Below are 17404 nucleotides of genomic sequence, written 5' to 3' on the forward strand. Positions count from 1 at the left end.
CTAATTTGGATAAAAAATATCGTGAAATTCTTCTGCAAAATTTTCTTGTCCTAATTCAATAAAAAGTGATTGTAACTGCTCAAATGTATTTTCTTTTCCTGAGCAAAAATCCCAAAATTCATTTTCTACCCAAATGTCTTGAGTAATATCTAAAGGAGAACTAGATAACTTACTTTTTTGTTCTTCATACCAAGATTTTTTAAAAGGATTAAAAGGGATAGCAATACGCGCTTCTAAGTTAGCATAAGGGCTTTTAGCGAATCTGTAAGCGTACCATTCTAAAATTTGTCTGTTAAATCCTTTAAACCCACCTTGATTTGGTTGTGTGGTTTTAATATCAAAAATATATTCAATACCATTTTTATAAAAGTGAATATCTACTCCTGTTCCAGAAGGAGGAGATGTATATTTGATTATTTCTTCAGGATTAATTTTTAAAGCAGCTTGTTTCAGTCGCTGTATACATTCTTTAGTATCAATAATATTACCATTGCGTTTATTTTCACGTATAGAAATTAGGTTGCTTAAGTAGGTAAACCGAAAAATTTAAAGGTATGTGACGAAATGTAAATTCAATGAATGCCTTGCAAATAGGTTGTTTTACGGTTTTCACAAAACTAAACATATATCGTTTTTATTATGTTTACCTACTTAGTTCAATATCTAATTTTTTAGGAAATGGCTGAGGACGTAATATTTTCTCGGTAACAATTTCAAATCCATTTAATTCTGCTAAAGTTTTAGCTATAGGTTCCCAACAAGTTGTTCCTAAACTTGTTTCTAGTCCACCAATAAGAGAACGTATTCTTCTTTCTTTGGGAAAAATATCATCTAATATTTGGTAATTTTCTATTTTCTTACCTTTAAAAAAATTCCTAATTGATTTTTTCAGATTTTCCTTAATGATTTGTCTAATATAGTCATCCATCTTTCATTATTCTCAATAATTACACCTATCTAGATAACTAGAAAAAAAGGTGAATAGATAATCGCTAATTTATCACACATTACCTATCACCTATCACCTATCACCTATCACCTATGACCTATCACCCATTACCCTCGGCACAACTAACACCTTATCAACACGGTTGCCATCCATATCCATGACTTCAAAACGGATACCATCCCATTCAAAATGATCTGCGGCTGCGGGAATACGTCCTAAATGGGTGATGACAAAACCACCTAATGTTTGATAATTTCCTCTTTCTTCAGTGTCTAATTTTTCTAAATCAAACAGTTCTAAAAATTCTTCTATACCTAACATTCCATCTACAAGCCAAGAACCATCTTCCCGTTGTACAGCTTGGGGTTCTTCCTGTCCAGGTTCTGCGGGAACATCACCGACAATTTCACTCATGATGTCATTCAGGGTAACTAATCCTTGAATTACGCCGTATTCATCGACTACTAAGGCCATGTGAGTGACAGTTTGCTTGAATAATTCCAATACTTTTAAACCACGAGTACTTTCAGGTACAAATACAGGCTGACGTAATCCCAGTGTTAAGTCGAAGGGTTCGTTGCGTAAACTCCTGGCTAATAAGTCGGTGACGGGAACAATGCCTAACACATTGTCAAGTCCTTCTTGACAAACCGGATACCGAGAATAGGCACTTTCAACCATTTTATAACGGTTTTCTTCAGGAGAGTCGTCTAAGTCTAACCAAACAATATCAGGACGGGGTGTCATTAAATAAGTGACTGGACGATCGCCTAAACGGAACACCCTTTCCACCATATCCTGTTCTGCTTCTTCAAATGTTCCTGCTTCTGTACCTTGTTCTATTAAAATTTTAATTTCTTCTTCAGTAACTTGAGGTTCAGTAGAGGGTGTAATTCCCAATAGTCGCAGTATGGCATCTGTAGAAGCACTTAACAAATACACTACTGGAGCGGCTAATTTAGCTAAAGCACGCATGGGAATAGCAACACTTGAAGCGACTCCTTCTGGGTTGTTTAAAGCTAAACGCTTAGGGACAAGTTCACCAACGATTAACGAAAGATAGGTGATTACTAAAACCACTACTCCAAAGGCAATGGGTTGGCTATAAGCGGCTAAAAATGGTACTAGTTGGACATACTTCTCTAGTCTTTGGGCAATAGTAGCACCACCAAAGACACCATTGAGGATATTAATGAGTGTAATGCCTACCTGAACAATGGACAAAAAATGATTGGGAGATTCTGCTAGTTGTAATGCAGCCTGTGCATTGAGGCTTCCTTGGTTGGCTAGTTGCTGCAATCTGACTTTCCGGGCTGAGACTATCGCCATCTCAGACATGGAAAATACACCGTTGGCAAAGATCAGCGCCAAAATCGTTAAAATTTCAAGAGAGAGGGAAGACATTTTAAAAATTACAGCTATAGAGAAAAAAGATAGCTTAAACCTTAGTATCCAGTATTTAAGGTGATTTTATAAATGCTTTGACTATACATAAAGTAGTAGTTATATTTTTTCTGTCTATTAGTAGTTACGCCTTATCATCAGATTGCTGTGAACACTTTTAAAATAGTTGAAAGGGACTGCCTCTAGATTTTCTCCTCCCCCACGACTTCTAAATTTAAGTATAAAACCTATGGCCTTTTCTTCTATTGTGCGTGCATTGGCGCGATCGCCTCTTACCGCAGAACTGACTCTCAAACTCAATAAACAACAGGAGTTGCGGTTAAATGGTATCTCTCGTTTACCCAAGACTTTGATCGCTTCAGCTTTAGCTAACTATGAGGGTAAGGATTTATGTGTGGTGTGTGCCACTTTGGAGGAAGCCGGACGAGTTTACTCCCAAATGGAAGCAATGGGATGGAAAACTGTTCATTTTTACCCCACTTCTGAGGCTTCTCCTTATGAACCTTTTGATCCTGAAACTGAGTTAAGTTGGGGACAAATGCAGGTTTTAGCTGATTTGGTGGGTAGAGATGGGGTTGCTTCTCCTGTTAATGGTCAACTTCAGAAAAATACAGCCGTGATTGTGACTGTGGGGGCGTTACAGCCACATTTACCGCCACCGGAGGCTTTTAAATCTTTTTGTGTCACTTTAAAAAAGGGGATGGAATTTGATTTAGATGCTTTTAGCGAAAAAATCACCATTTTGGGATATGAACGGGTTCCTTTGGTGGAAATGGAAGGACAATGGAGTCGGCGTGGAGATATTGTCGATATTTTTCCGGTGTCTTCTGAGTTGCCAGTGCGCTTGGAATGGTTTGGAGATGAAATTGAACAAATTCGGGAATTTGACCCCACTACTCAGCGTTCTGCCCTGGATAAGATTAACGAAATAACTCTGACCCCAACTAGTTTTACACCAATTATTTTAAACGCACTGAAAGATAGTGAAGAGTTCCAATCGCTACATCCTGAATTAAATCCCGACTCAGGACTCTTAGAAGGTAGTCGGCGTTTTTTGGGTTTAGCTTTTGCAAAACCTGCATCTCTGCTGGATTATTTAGCCGAAAATGCTCTTGTTGCCATTGATGAGCCTGAACAATGTTATGCTCATGGCGATCGCTGGGTGGAGAATGCACAGGAACAGTGGGAAGAGGCAGGGGTGCAGGGTGCAGGGTGCAGGGGGGAAAATTATCAATTACCTAAAATTCACCGTTCTTTTGATGAGTGTTTAGTTGAAGTTGGGAAATTTAAAAAGTTATATTTATCGGAATTATCTGAAGAAAATACTGGTCTGAATTTAGCGAGTAGACCTTTACCTGTCACACCTCACCAATTTGCCAAGTTAGCTGAGACAATCAGACAAGAACGCGATCGCAAGTTTGCTGTTTGGGTACTTTCGGCTCAACCTTCCCGTTCTGTCTCTTTACTCCAAGAACACGATTGTCCAGCCCAGTTTATTCCTAATCCCCGTGACTATCAAGCGATCGATAAGCTACAAATCAATCATACGCCGATTGCTCTCAAATATTCCGGTTTAGCAGAATTAGAAGGCTGTATTTTACCTTCCTTCCGGATGGTTATCGTCACCGACCGCGAATTTTACGGACAACATTCTTTAGCTAATTTTGGCTATATCCGCAAACGTCGCAAAGCTGCTTCTAAGCAAGTTGACCCCAACAAACTGCGTCCAGGGGATTATGTCGTTCATCGCAGTCATGGCATTGGCAAATTTGTCAAGTTGGAAAGTTTGACAATTAACCACGAAACCCGTGATTATTTAGTTGTTCAATATGCGGACGGTTTGCTGAGGGTTGCGGCTGAACAAGTTGGTTCTCTGTCTCGGTTTAGAACTAATGGAGATAAAGCCCCCGAATTACATAAAATGACGGGGAAAGCTTGGGAAAATACGAAAAATAAAGTCCGCAAAGCGATTAAAAAATTAGCTGTGGATTTGTTAAAGTTGTATGCAGCGCGATCGCAACAACAAGGTTTTTCCTATCCCGCAGATATGCCTTGGCAGGAAGAAATGGAAGATTCTTTTCCTTATCAACCTACCACAGACCAACTAAAAGCGGTGCAAGATGTGAAACGGGATATGGAAAGCGAAAGACCGATGGATCGGTTAGTTTGTGGAGATGTGGGTTTTGGTAAAACAGAAGTAGCAATTAGGGCGATTTTTAAAGCCGTCACCGCAGGTAAACAAGTCGCACTTTTAGCGCCAACAACAATTTTAACTCAACAACATTATCACACTATTAAAGAACGTTTTGCACCTTATCCAGTCAATGTAGGTTTACTCAATCGGTTTCGGAGTGCAGAAGAAAAGCGTAATATTCAAAAACGACTGGCTACTGGAGAATTAGATATAGTTGTCGGCACACATCAGCTATTAGGTAAAAGTGTAGAATTTAGAGATTTAGGACTTTTGGTAATTGACGAAGAACAAAGATTTGGTGTCAATCAAAAGGAAAAAATCAAAAGTCTGAAAACTCAAGTTGACGTTTTAACTCTTTCCGCAACTCCCATTCCCAGAACCTTATATATGTCTTTATCTGGAATTCGGGAAATGAGTTTAATCACCACACCACCCCCAACCCGCAGACCAATTCAAACCCATTTAGCACCTTTAAGACCAGATATTGTCAGAAGTGCAATTCGTCAGGAATTAGATCGGGGTGGACAGGTTTTTTATGTAGTTCCCCGTGTAGAAGGGATTGAAGAGACAACAGCAAACCTGCGAGAGATGATACCAGGGGGAAGATTTGCGATCGCACATGGTCAAATGGACGAAAGCGAGTTAGAATCAACCATGCTCACCTTTGGCAATAATGACGCTGATATCCTCGTTTGTACCACCATTATTGAATCTGGTTTAGATATTCCACGAGTCAACACCATCTTAATAGAAGATGCTCATCGTTTCGGTCTATCCCAATTATATCAATTACGTGGACGTGTCGGACGCGCAGGAATCCAAGCTCACGCCTGGTTATTTTACCCCAAACAACGGGAATTATCCGATGCCGCCAGACAAAGATTAAGAGCAATTCAAGAATTTACCCAACTCGGTTCTGGATATCAACTAGCAATGCGCGATATGGAAATTCGCGGTGTCGGTAACTTGCTAGGTGCAGAACAATCTGGTCAATTAGATGCAATTGGTTTTGATTTGTACATGGAAATGTTAGAAGAAGCAATTCGAGAAATTAGAGGACAAGAAATACCCAAAGTTGATGATACCCAAATTGACCTCAATCTCACCGCCTTTATTCCTTCAACTTACATCACCGATATTGACCAAAAAATGAGCGCATATCGTGCTGTCGCAACTGCAAAATCCCAGGAAGAATTAAAATCAATTGCAGCAGAATGGACTGATAGATATGGTGCTATACCTGTTTCTGCAAATCAACTCTTGCGAGTCATGGAATTAAAACAAATCGCTAAAAGTTTAGGATTTAGCCGCATTAAACCAGAAAATAAACAGCATATTGTTTTAGAAACACCAATGGAAGAACCCGCTTGGAATTTGTTAGCAGAAAACCTAAAAGAAAGTATGCGTTCTCGTTTTGTTTATTCTCCAGGTAAAGTCACAGCTAGGGGTTTAGGAGTGTTTAAAGCAGAACAACAATTGCAAACGCTAATTGATACTTTAGGAAAAATGCAAGGAACAATTCCCGAAGCAGTTTTGGTTTAATTTTGTAGGTTGGGTTAAGCGATAGCGCAACCCAACAAAAGTATTAATCATGTTGGGTTTCCTTGCGTCAACCCAACCTACATTTGAGAGAATACAATTAGTGAGTAATAACATGAAAATTAAAGTTAAACATCTTGGTGCTTTAAGAGAAGCCGAATTTACTCTTGGTGAGTTGACGATTATTTGTGGTGGCAACAATACCGGAAAAACCTACGCAACTTACGCCTTATTTGGCTTTTTATATACTTGGCGACGAATGCTTTCAATTCAAATCAACCGTGATAAGATTGAGCAACTTCTCTCTGATGGCTCAATGCGTCTTGATATACAAGAATATGTTCAACAATCAGAGCAGATTTTAGACAAAGGCTGCCAAATATATACACAGCAATTACCAAAGATATTTGCAGCATCAAATGACAAATTTAGACAAACAGAATTTAACATAAATCTGGAAATTAAAAATAAAAATATTAATTTAGCAGACAAATTTGATCGGACAATGAGGTCTGCTAGTATAGGACTTTTTTCAATTACAAAAAATGAAGAAAGCACAGAATTAGTTATCACCTTGCTTATCGAAAAAGAAAAAGTAAGAATCCCTGCTGAAATGATTGAGCGTACAATTGCTGATGCACTAAAAGATATTATTTTTGATCAGTTTTTTCCTCAACCTTTTATTGCTAGTGCCGAACGAACTGGTGCGGCCATTTTTCGCAAAGAGTTAAATTTTGCAAAAAATCGCCTGCGAGAAGAAATGGGTCAAGTAGACAAGAATATTGATCCAATGGAGCTTTTTTCATTCAAAGAGTATCCAATCGAGCTTTTATTCAAAGAGTACGATGATTATGCCCTGCCGATAAAAACCAATGTGGAGTTTACCCGACAACTAGAAACCATTGTCAAAAAAAGTAGTTTCATTACTGACAACTATCCTGATATACTGGCTGATTTTACTGATATTATTGGTGGTGAGTATACCGTCACCCGCAACGATGAGCTTTATTATCTGCCAAAGGGTAAACGTATTAAGCTTTCTATGGATGAAAGTTCTAGCGCTGTACGTTCTTTATTAGATATTGGATTTTACCTAAAACATGAGGCTCAAGTTGGCGATTTATTGATGGTAGATGAACCAGAATTAAATCTACACCCTGAAAACCAACGTCGAGTCGCAAGGCTTTTTGCCCGACTGGTTAATGTGGGTATTAAGGTTTTCATCACTACTCATAGTGATTACATCATTAAAGAACTAAATACCTTGATCATGCTTAATCATGATAAACCTTATCTCAAACGAATTGCTGAACAAGAAGGTTATCGGCCAGAAGAACTGATTGCTGCTGAAAAAATTAAAGTTTATATTGCGGAAGAAACAGATATGAAACTAGAGGGAAACACAAGAAAAACTAAATGTCAAACTCTTACACCCGCAGACATTGATCCAGAATTGGGTATTGAAGCTCGGAGTTTTGATACAACAATTGAAACGATGAATCGGATTCAGGAAGCAATTGTTTGGGGTGAGGAGTAATGTCTGATATTGCTATCTTGAAAGAAATGATTAAAGAAACCGCTACAGTATCATTAGAAAATGATCTCTACGGGAAAAATCAGGTAATACTCAAAGAACCTAAACCCCCTAACTACTATGTAACTATTGATGGGATGCCTGATGATGATCAGGTCATAATTATCAATGCAGATGAATTTAAGTCACCTGATACAATTTTTAACGGAAATAAAGGTGAATGCAAACGTGCAGACTTTATTATCATTGCCGATATTGGTAAGAAAAAGGTAATTCTCTGTATTGAAATGAAGGCAGGAAAAGGAGGATCAACTACTGCACAACTTCAAGGAGCAAAGTGTTTTATCGCTTATTGTCGAGAAATTGGGCAATCATTTTGGGATCATCCAAATTTTCTTAAAGGTTACGACTTGCGGTTTATCAGCATCAAAAATATCACGCAAAAAAGAAAAACACGGTTTGATCCTAAGGAAATTGACCCTAATCAAAATCTGGTTTCAAAATTACAAATACTGCATAGATCAGGCAAATCTTTTCAATTTAATGATTTAGTCCATTGCCAAAAATAATTGTAGTGATAGCTAGGTAGTGAAGTAAATTTCAGAAAAAATATACAATAAGTTTAGAATATTTGATAAATTGCCTATTTTTACCCATCTCAATTAAAATTCAAATAGAGGTGACAATGGTTTTACAAATACTCAGACACCAATTTACAGTTAAGCAATTTCACCAAATGGCTGAATCTGGTATTTTGTCAGAAAATGACAGAGTAGAATTAATTCGAGGGGAAATGATTGATATGTCACCTATTATTCCCAAACATTCAGGTTGTGTGATATTTTTCACGAATATATTAGTATTAATTTTAGAAACACTTGCTTTAGTTAGTGTACATAACCCAATAGTTTTAGATGAAACTTCTGAACCGCAACCAGACATAGCATTATTAAAACCACGTCCAGATTTTTATAGAAATTCACACCCCCAACCAGAAGATATATTTTTGTTAATAGAAGTTGCCGATACAACTATAAAATATGACCGGGAAGTGAAAATTCCGTTGTATGCAGAAGCAAATATTCCTGAAGTTTGGTTAGTAGATGTTAATCAGGAAATTATAGAAGTATATCGAAATCCTCTTCAGGGAATTTATCAAGATGTACAGAAATTAGTGAAAAATAAAAGTTTATCAATTTTAGCTTTTCCTGATGTAAATATTAATGTGAGTGAGATATTTTAATAATCATCTTTTCTATGTTTATTAATAACCAGATCAGTAATTTTTTACAGAATTGTGTATCTATCTATAGGGATATGCAATTGAATAAGATACATCATAGTCCCCTCCTCGCTTGCGGGGTGGAGTTCTTGCATCTCACTCAACCAAAAACCGCTATAGTTTGTAATATAATTATTGATCGAATTATTATTCATTAAATAGTAACGAAACAATAATATTTTTTTAGAGGTTAAGATGTTTACACAAATTACTTTAGAGAATTTTAGAACCCACAAATCAACAAATATAGAACTATATCCAGTAACTTTGTTAATTGGTAATAATAATTCTGGTAAAACAAACCTTTTAGCAGGAATACAACATTTTTGTAATCTTGTCAGAAGAGGAAACTCTGATAATGAAGTACGTCGATTTATAAATGTTACTACAGATTTATATCCACATAAATATAGACTTGCTAAAAATGATGAACCAATGTCATTTTCAATTTCATGGAATAATGAATATGCAGAAATTGATTATAAAATAGAAATATATGAAAGTAATAATTTTATATACAATGCTAGTTGCAAAGAAGAAATAATTATTAAATTAGCTAATAACGGAATATCAAAAAGATTGAGTAGTGGTTATAATTGGTCTAAAAATATACTAGAATTGAGAGAGAAAATACAATTAGATCCATATTTAGAAGAAAAGGAAAAAGCAATAAGCGAATCTTTTTTTCTTGATTTTACTAATATATTTAGCTATCACTTTCAACCTACCTTTCTCAAAGGAAAAATTAAAGGCTATCATAATACAGATCAAAAACAATATCAAGATAAAGAAATCAATCAAAATGATTTTGAACTAAGCATACCAGTTTTCTTAGAAGAAACAGGAAGTAACTTTCAGTCAATTATCCACGATATAAAAGAAAAAGAACAACGTATATATTCATCATTTATTGCAAAAATGAGGACGGTTGATACAAGCTTTATTGGAGTTCGTTATGATCCCAATCGGTCGAGTTTAATCTGGGAATTTGACTTAGGACGTAAGGGAAATATTGAAGAATTTATGCCAGATGTTGTATCAGATGGCTTTATGAAAATTGCTGCAATAAGTTTGCTGGCATCCTTGCAAAGACCACCTGCTTTAATCATGTTAGAAGAAATAGAAAATGGTATTAATCCAGGTAATATACAACAACTAATGAATTGGATTTGGCAAGCAACATCACCGAATCAAGATGGTTTTACATCAACACAATTTATCTTAACTTCTCACAGTCCTTCTGTTTTGAGAGAATTTAATCAACATCCTGATCATGTTTATACAGTTCGTTTAGATAAACGTAGTCGTCAAAGCGATGTCAGAAACTTAAACACTGCACTTGATACCCTGGTGGGAATTGGAGCAATTAAAGATGATGAAGTAGAATATGAAACAGAAGAAAACACAGGTAAACAGTTAATAAAAATACCGAAATATCAGTTAGCAGAACTTTGGTACTCAGGGACAATTGGGTAAAATATAATGAATACTATTAATGTGGGAATCGTGGGAGACGGACTAACTGACTATAAAGTTTTTGGTAAAATTGTCGAATGTATTCTGTTGGAAGAAACATCGGAAAATATACAAATTAAGGCTATACCACTAATTAGAAAAAATATTTTTGATCATGTTCAAAAATACAAAAATGCCTGTCGTAAAAATGCTGTTGAGCATTATCTGCCAAGTGAAACAGCAGTGCAACTAAGAGATAATATATGTGCTACAATACTTGCTGCCTGTGAAGAGTTTAATGATAATGTAGAAGTATGCTATGGCGATATTCTCTTAATAACTACTGATACAGAACATATTCTTAAAGATAAAAATCAATATTTTGATACTTGGGCAATCAGCATATCACATATTTTGAGAGAATCAATTGAAAAATTTTATGCTATTCAAGCTAGAAATGGATATCCAAGACAATATTTACCCATAATTATGCCTTTAGCAACATTTCCTTCAATAGAAGTTATTGTTGCTGCTGCAAAAGGGGAATTAGATAAAAATTATGGTAAAACTCCACGGGAATGGAAGGTTTTATTATACAAAACTGAATATCCTAAAGACGAAGAAATAGAAAAGCAAGCTTTGAATTACATAACACCCGATAGTATAGACAATATATTTAATGATTTACCTGAATCAAGATTCTTTATTCAAACATTGTCTTTAGGATTAAAACGTTGTTTTTTAAATGGTAAATCTAATTGTGAAAAATACATCAGCTAAAACTATATTATTAGTTAATGATCCTGAAAAAATTATCTGGGATACTGTTGCACCTGTCCAGGATAAGATAAATTAGATTGCGGCAATTGACTAGGCTGCTGTAAACTATAATTACTATAATTGCCATATCCTACAGGAGCAGTTGAGTTAACAACATTTTGACTTGGAGGCTGAACAGCATAAGGATTATTAGGTACAGGAGTTAACTCTGTTGTTGGTGTTACTACATTGGGTGGTGTCTGAACGCCATTAAAATTACTATAGGGGTTTTGTGACTGCTTCACTAATCCTGGCTGAATATAACCCATACTGGAACTAGAGGATAAACCCTGATTAGTTAAGTTGTTAGTAGGTACAATTGATCTGACATTTCCATTGCTACTAAAAGAATTTATTTGATTTGTATTACTAGATTTGTTGATAGCTGCTGCTAAAGGATTGATCAAAACAAGAGTTTGATTGTTTGTAGTTTGATTATTTAATTCAAAACTCAAATTAGAAACGGCTGTTAGTTCTGTTGGACTTGGAACAGCTAGATTATTAATACCTGAAAATTGATTGCTATTATTAGTTTGAACAGGCTGTAATAATTTTTCTGCTTGCAGGACAAAGGGATTTTTTACACTGACTGATGAAACTTGATTAACTATCCCTAAGCTAAGATTTGATTTAGCAGAATTAGCATCAGCATTTTGTTTATTAATTGCCTGGTTTAAAAATGTTTCCTTATTCTCTACCTGAGTATTTTCTGGGGATGTAGTTATTATCGCAGATAAATTTTCTTTGTCAAAATCGCTTAACAACGATGGCATATTATCAATATCTGCTGTAATTGCTTTATCTTCATTAGAAAGTGAAGCTTCTTCAACATTCTCTGAAACAACTGCATCTTTATTTGGTTTTTCAGTGAAAATGGCTGGATTTATCCAATATTCCCGAATTAATAAGGATACAACAATTAAGAAAATGCCTGTTCCCCAAAAACTAGGCCGCAAGAAATTGGATAATCTGGCTTTGAGATAGCGTAAGTAAGCAGGAGGGTAGTTGCGTGCTGGCATAACTTTATTAATTGAATAATTTTTATAAATTAGGAAGGATTTGGATGCTGATCTTGAGTTGAACTGTATCAATAGTAGAAATATAGTAATTTCATCATAGCTTCTCAAAAATCATAATTCATATGTAATACAGTTTAATTAATCAAAAATTTACTTTCATACGAAATGTAAACTAAATAAATTTATAAAAAATTCTATAGCAATTTTTAGATTAGTAATGTGCAGTTTTCAATTGCCAAGCTTGTAGAGACAGGATTTACCCAACCTTGATTGTATTTATTGCATCTGGCAGAGAACCATTATAGATAGAAGTATTTTCAATCCCAAATGTAAAGTTAGTGTTAAATCTTGCAGTTTTTTGACATTTTTTATAACTTTTAGTCAATTTATGCTTAGTTTTTAGGCATTGGTCACTTTGGATATCATCTGGAGTTGAAAGCTGGACTAATTTTATTGGTATAGCCAAACAATTGTTAAACTTTCCCCTTCCTAGTTACTACTGTACCATTCACCAGGAGACTTAATCATGAAAGCCGAAGATATCATGACCAAGGAAGTAGTTACTATTCGTGGTACAGCGACTGTAGCAGAAGCAGTCGGACTAATGAAAGAAAAAGGATTGCGTGCGCTGGTTGTGGATCGTCGCTATGATGATGATGCCTATGGCATTGTCACTGAAACAGATATTGTTTATAAGGTGACGGCTTACGGCAAAGATCCTCGACAATTAAGGGTTTATGAAATTATGAGTAAGCCTTGTATTATTGTCGATCCTAATTTGAGTGTGGAATACGTAGCACGATTGTTTGCTAATACAGGTATTCGTAGGGCCCCTGTAATTCAAGGTGAGATGTTGGGAATTATCTCAATTACGGATATTCTCACTAAAAGTGATTTTGTAGAAGCTCCTAAAACGTTACTACTAGAGGAGAGAATTCAAAAAGCGATCGCAGAAGCTCGTGCTACTTGCACTGAACAAGGCGCTTATTCTAAGGCCTGTGCTGCTGCTTGGGATGAGGTAGAGGAACTGCAAGCAGAAGCTGCACATCAAAAAGCGGAAGTTATGGTATCTGCTAAAGTTTCTTTTGAAGAATACTGTCGAGAAAATCCAGCTGCACCAGAATGTCGGAATCCTCAATAAGACTATTGCTGTAAAAATTCAGGAGTCAGGAGTCAGAATAATTGTCAAATCAGTAATTTACTGATTCGAGATTTTCTCAACAATATTAAGCATGATGCTTTAATTATTATTTATTCTGTATCCTGAATCCTTACTTACAAATTACGAATTATTTATCTTTGTGCAACTCGCGACAATAGAAATAGACCTGTTACTAAACCAAATAAGTTGGGCAACCAAGCACCTATCAAGGGAGATAGAATATCTGCCTGTGCTAAAGCACCAGAAACTGATAATAATAAGTAGTAACTGAAAATAACTATGACACTGATACCAAAACTTGTTCCTCTACCTGTCCGTTGAGGTATGCTGCCCATTGCTGAACCTACTAAACCAAAAATTATGGATACAAAGGGAAAGGCAATTTTTTGTTGAATCCGCACTTCTAATTTTCTAATTTTTTGGGGGTTGCCAGCTAAACGTTCTATTTCTAGTTGTTCCAGCGCTTGGGAAATGTTCATTTCGCCATAATCTCGGCTATTTTCTGCTAAATTTAAAGGTGTGCGGGGTAGTTGTAATTGTTGTTTTTCAAACCGCAAAATATTTCGATAGGAACGGTCGGGAGCAACTAAATAAATAGTACCATTATAAAAATCCCAAACCTGTTCTGATGCATTCCACTGGGCAGATTCTGAGACGAGTATTTGATTGAGTCCTTGTGTAGATCTATCTATAATTGTTAAACCTTGCATTTTTTTGCCATCAAATTGATCGGCATAAAATAAGCGTGAAAGTATTTTATTAGTACTACCATCTGGTTGTTTAATTTCTCGATATTCAGGATAGTAGATATTTTGTTGTTTAAATGAGGGTGTATCTGATTTTAGTGCTTGCTCTAGTGTCCGAGTTGCTTCGTAATTGGCTGCTGGTGCAATTTGTTCATTAAAAACATAAGTCATGCCTGTGACTAAAGTACTTAATAAAACAGCAGTTAGTACCATGCGATAGACGCTTACTCCACAACCACGAAGGGCTATTAGTTCACTCTCACTAGACAAACGACTGTAGGTCATTAAAGTAGCTAATAAGGTGGACATGGGGAAGGAATAAACCATGACATAAGGCAGTTTTAAGGCAAAAACCTTCAGGGCTGTGGTGATTGGTAGTCCAGATTCTACTACTTTTCGTAATAATTCAAATAAGCTGTCAATTGCTAAGACTACGGAAGTAAATGCTCCAACCCCGAATAGAAATAGTGGTAGCAACTGCATTGCCAAATAGCGATCCATGATGGAAAAAGGCAGCAGTGAATTGAATGAGTAGAAAGATTTAATCTGCTTGGATATCATAAGTAAGTTGTCAGAATTCAGGAGTCAGGAGTCAGAATGCTTATGAATCAGGAATGGAGAGAAGTGAAATTTTCTCAAAAGCACTAAAATTAACTTAAAAAGCGTTTATTTTCATGATTTATGTATTCTCCATCCTGAATACTTACAATAAGTTTAAAAGTTAAATCTCGGCAACCTAGATGTATTAGCAGTTTGAAAATGTATTTATAATTGTGATTGAAGTGGCTAATTTATGAGATTTAAATTATTTATTATTATTAACAATAATAAATTCTAAGTGGAAAAGTTATCACCTAAATAGTATTGACGGACGAGTGGGTTATTGTAAAGTTCATCGGCAATGCCAAAAGCGAGAATTTGCCCTTCCCGCATGATATAACCACGATCAGTGATGGCCAGGGTTTCGCGGACATTGTGATCTGTGATGAGAATACCCATACCGCGATCGCGCAATCGTCCCACAATTTCTTGAATTTCCGCAACTGCTATAGGGTCTACTCCCGCAAATGGTTCATCCAAAAGTAGGAATTTAGGCCCTTGTCTACCTGCGGCTAAAGCCCTTGCTAACTCTGTCCGTCGTCTTTCACCACCAGAAAGTTGAATACCTTTGCTATTAGCCACCTTTTCCAAGCGAAATTCCCCGATTAAATCATGCAACCTTCTCGACCACTCCCTGCGTGGCACACTAGTTTGCTCGAATACTAACAGGATATTATCTTGAACGGAGAGTTGACGAAAAACACTTGCTTCTTGAGCTAAATAGCCAATTCCCAATCTGGCTCTTTTGTGCATAGGCATTCCCGTAATATCCAAATTATCCAACCACACCCGGCCTTGATTGGGTTTTTCTAAGCCTGTAGCGATATAAAATGTTGTCGTTTTACCAGCCCCATTGGGGCCGAGTAAGCCAACAACTTCACCTTGAGCTACAGAAAGGTTAACGCGATTGACAATTAGTCGCTTGCCGTAAGATTTGTGAATATTTTCTAAAACTATTTTCACTATTCGCGTTTTTATGGTGACAGATACTAATTAGAACGCTTGAGAGATGGTGTCTTCGGAGCAGGTTTGGCAGTTTGTCCATTGAGATTAGAGTCTTCTACCATGTACACAGATTCTACTTGACGATTGGACTGGGGTAAGGCGATAAATCGACCTTCATCAATCAAATAAGTTACTTTCTCTGCCCTAATACTATTATTACCCTGTTGCAAAATATAGACATTACCGCTGAAATCAATGCGTCTTTCTTGACTAAAGTATTGTGCTTGGGCTGCTGTTGCTTGCAACTGACGAGCAGGATACAACATTTGGACATTACCGCGAGCAGTAATTACTTGACTTTTGGCATCATATTCTTGCACATCAGAGCGAATAGTGAGTGGGCGATTTCCCCCAGATGATTGGGCTGTAGCGGTGGGAACACTCTTAGGAAAAGCAACTGCACCCAACAGTACCACGGGTAGCATGAGGGCTAATCCAAGACGACGCATCTGTGATTTTGGCAATTGATAGGGGGGTATCATAGTGGATAAGGATTATCTCAGTTTGTATTCTGATTTAAAAAATCGTACTCAGTGCAGAATCATCAAAATTAAAGTTGAAAAAAATCAGCCCTAATATTTATCAGAGGTGATGAAGTGTCAACTCAACCACTTTATCCAGAAATATAATCTACAATCGGGAATAGTTGCCGATAAAAATCAATTAAGGACATCTAAAGTAAAGGTTTAGTTTCCGAAAAAATCCTCCATTCCGTGCAATCCTTAAATCCGTTTCATCAGTGATAAATCTGAGATATTAGACTACAACTTGAAATTGTTGACGCTTGAGGACACCTGAAGGTTTCGTTATTGCTAATCTTTAATTATAGAAATTCTAGGTAAAGACAAGGCTGTATTTTTACCCAAATCTACACTCAGAATTTTTTCTGGATCTGTTTGTTGGAGTTCCTTCAACAATTTCACACTTTGAGTAAAAAATTCTTCCACATTGATGGCGCAATCACTAGCGGGATAACGGCGTAAGCGATTGCTACCTTCCCCCAATAAAATCATTGCTCCTCGCAAGTTACGATTACCCAGGTGATAGAGGGCTACTGCAATTTGCAGAATACCTTGATATAAACTTTTTTCTGGCTCGGTTGCTTCAATCCATAGCGCTTCTAAGGTGTCATGACAAGCGTAGAACTGTCCAGCGTTGAACTGTTCCACTCCTTGCCAAAACTCTTGGGGTAGGTCGTCACTCATCCCATGCTATCCCGCACTTCTTTGATGGTTTCTAGGGAAATATCTTGTCTGTCGCCAGCAAAATCGTTATCAGTGGTGAGAAAAAGCATACAGTGGCACTCTTTGCGTTCTCGCATGGGGACACAAGGACAGTTCCAGTAGGCTGCACCGACTTCTGCTGCTTTGTCTTCATAGTGGCGGCAGGGACACAAGGGCGCACCGAGTTCGTCTTTATGTTTGGCTAGACCTTCAATTACGACTGCTGTGACGGAAGGTTCTGAACAGAAGTATGTTCCAGTCCGTTTGGCGTATTGTTCGGAAAAATGCCGCATTGCCTCTAGGCTTTTTTCGCTGGATTTTGTGTTAACTTCTGATTTAATCATTGGATCGTCGTTCATAAATTAAATATTTCTTTGCATTGTACAACAGCCTCAGTGAGCTATTACTTGGGAAATCTCCCCAACCTGAATTTTAAAATTTGACCTGGATTTATGCTAACATTCGTCGGTCTA

16 protein-coding genes are annotated in these 17404 nt (G+C 36.7%); 7 read left to right on the plus strand and 9 right to left on the minus strand.

Annotated elements, in window-relative coordinates:
* The 3 genes from VB713_RS15675 to VB713_RS15685 form a co-directional block, all read right to left on the minus strand.
* The gene (locus VB713_RS15675; protein ID WP_323312520.1) at positions 1-546 is read right to left on the minus strand and encodes a TdeIII family type II restriction endonuclease; all 546 of its coding nucleotides are present in this window, start codon (positions 544-546) and stop codon (positions 1-3) included.
* Between the two features lie 97 nt (positions 547-643).
* Positions 644-928, minus strand: coding sequence for a TdeIII family type II restriction endonuclease (locus tag VB713_RS15680; RefSeq protein WP_323312442.1), 285 nt, complete (start codon positions 926-928; stop codon positions 644-646).
* 111 nt (positions 929-1039) lie between these two features.
* Positions 1040-2353: a hemolysin family protein gene (locus VB713_RS15685; protein WP_323312443.1), complete on the minus strand. Its 1314-nt coding sequence runs from the start codon at positions 2351-2353 to the stop codon at positions 1040-1042.
* 229 nt (positions 2354-2582) lie between these two features.
* Here VB713_RS15685 and mfd point away from each other — a divergent pair, with 229 nt between their 5' ends.
* From mfd to VB713_RS15715, 6 genes are all read left to right on the plus strand, one after another.
* Entirely contained in the window at positions 2583-6089 is a 3507-nt protein-coding gene (gene mfd, locus VB713_RS15690) for a transcription-repair coupling factor (RefSeq protein ID WP_323312444.1), read from the plus strand.
* A 112-nt stretch (positions 6090-6201) separates the two neighbouring features.
* Positions 6202-7623, plus strand: a complete 1422-nt coding sequence (locus VB713_RS15695) for an ATP-binding protein (protein ID WP_323312445.1) — start codon at positions 6202-6204, stop codon at positions 7621-7623.
* Positions 7623-8189, plus strand: coding sequence for a hypothetical protein (locus VB713_RS15700; RefSeq protein WP_323312446.1), 567 nt, complete (start codon positions 7623-7625; stop codon positions 8187-8189). Before VB713_RS15695 ends, VB713_RS15700 begins: the two co-directional genes overlap by 1 nt.
* Before the next feature lie 116 nt (positions 8190-8305).
* Complete coding sequence (locus tag VB713_RS15705; protein WP_323312447.1) at positions 8306-8863, plus strand: Uma2 family endonuclease; 558 nt, start codon at positions 8306-8308, stop codon at positions 8861-8863.
* A 234-nt stretch (positions 8864-9097) separates the two neighbouring features.
* A complete protein-coding gene (locus VB713_RS15710; protein ID WP_323312448.1) occupies positions 9098-10378 on the plus strand; it encodes an AAA family ATPase in 1281 nt (426 codons plus the stop codon).
* 6 nt (positions 10379-10384) lie between these two features.
* Entirely contained in the window at positions 10385-11137 is a 753-nt protein-coding gene (locus VB713_RS15715; RefSeq protein ID WP_323312449.1) for a hypothetical protein, read from the plus strand.
* A gap of 32 nt (positions 11138-11169) precedes the next feature.
* On the opposite strand, the gene VB713_RS15720 is transcribed toward VB713_RS15715, so the two are convergent.
* A complete protein-coding gene (locus VB713_RS15720) occupies positions 11170-12195 on the minus strand; it encodes a hypothetical protein (protein ID WP_323312450.1) in 1026 nt (341 codons plus the stop codon).
* A gap of 526 nt (positions 12196-12721) precedes the next feature.
* Here VB713_RS15720 and VB713_RS15725 point away from each other — a divergent pair.
* Complete coding sequence (locus tag VB713_RS15725) at positions 12722-13336, plus strand: CP12 domain-containing protein (RefSeq protein ID WP_323312451.1); 615 nt, start codon at positions 12722-12724, stop codon at positions 13334-13336.
* Between the two features lie 152 nt (positions 13337-13488).
* Here VB713_RS15725 and VB713_RS15730 read toward each other — a convergent pair whose 3' ends face one another.
* The 5 genes from VB713_RS15730 to VB713_RS15750 form a co-directional block, all read right to left on the minus strand.
* Positions 13489-14604 carry an LptF/LptG family permease gene (locus VB713_RS15730; protein WP_323312521.1) on the minus strand — a complete coding sequence of 372 codons (1116 nt, stop codon included), beginning with the start codon at positions 14602-14604 and terminating at the stop codon, positions 13489-13491.
* A 333-nt stretch (positions 14605-14937) separates the two neighbouring features.
* A complete protein-coding gene (gene lptB / locus VB713_RS15735; protein ID WP_323312452.1) occupies positions 14938-15666 on the minus strand; it encodes an LPS export ABC transporter ATP-binding protein in 729 nt (242 codons plus the stop codon).
* 26 nt (positions 15667-15692) lie between these two features.
* On the minus strand, positions 15693-16190 hold the full coding sequence (locus VB713_RS15740) for an LptA/OstA family protein (RefSeq protein ID WP_323312453.1): 498 nt from the start codon (positions 16188-16190) through the stop codon (positions 15693-15695).
* A 330-nt stretch (positions 16191-16520) separates the two neighbouring features.
* Positions 16521-16913: a DUF309 domain-containing protein gene (locus tag VB713_RS15745; protein WP_323312454.1), complete on the minus strand. Its 393-nt coding sequence runs from the start codon at positions 16911-16913 to the stop codon at positions 16521-16523.
* Entirely contained in the window at positions 16910-17275 is a 366-nt protein-coding gene (locus VB713_RS15750) for a ferredoxin thioredoxin reductase catalytic beta subunit (RefSeq protein WP_323312522.1), read from the minus strand. The genes VB713_RS15745 and VB713_RS15750 overlap by 4 nt, the downstream gene beginning before the upstream one ends.
* Positions 17276-17404: the final 129 nt, after the last annotated feature.

The organism is Anabaena cylindrica UHCC 0172 (genome assembly GCF_034931625.1).
GTDB classification, from domain to species: domain Bacteria; phylum Cyanobacteriota; class Cyanobacteriia; order Cyanobacteriales; family Nostocaceae; genus Anabaena; species Anabaena cylindrica_A.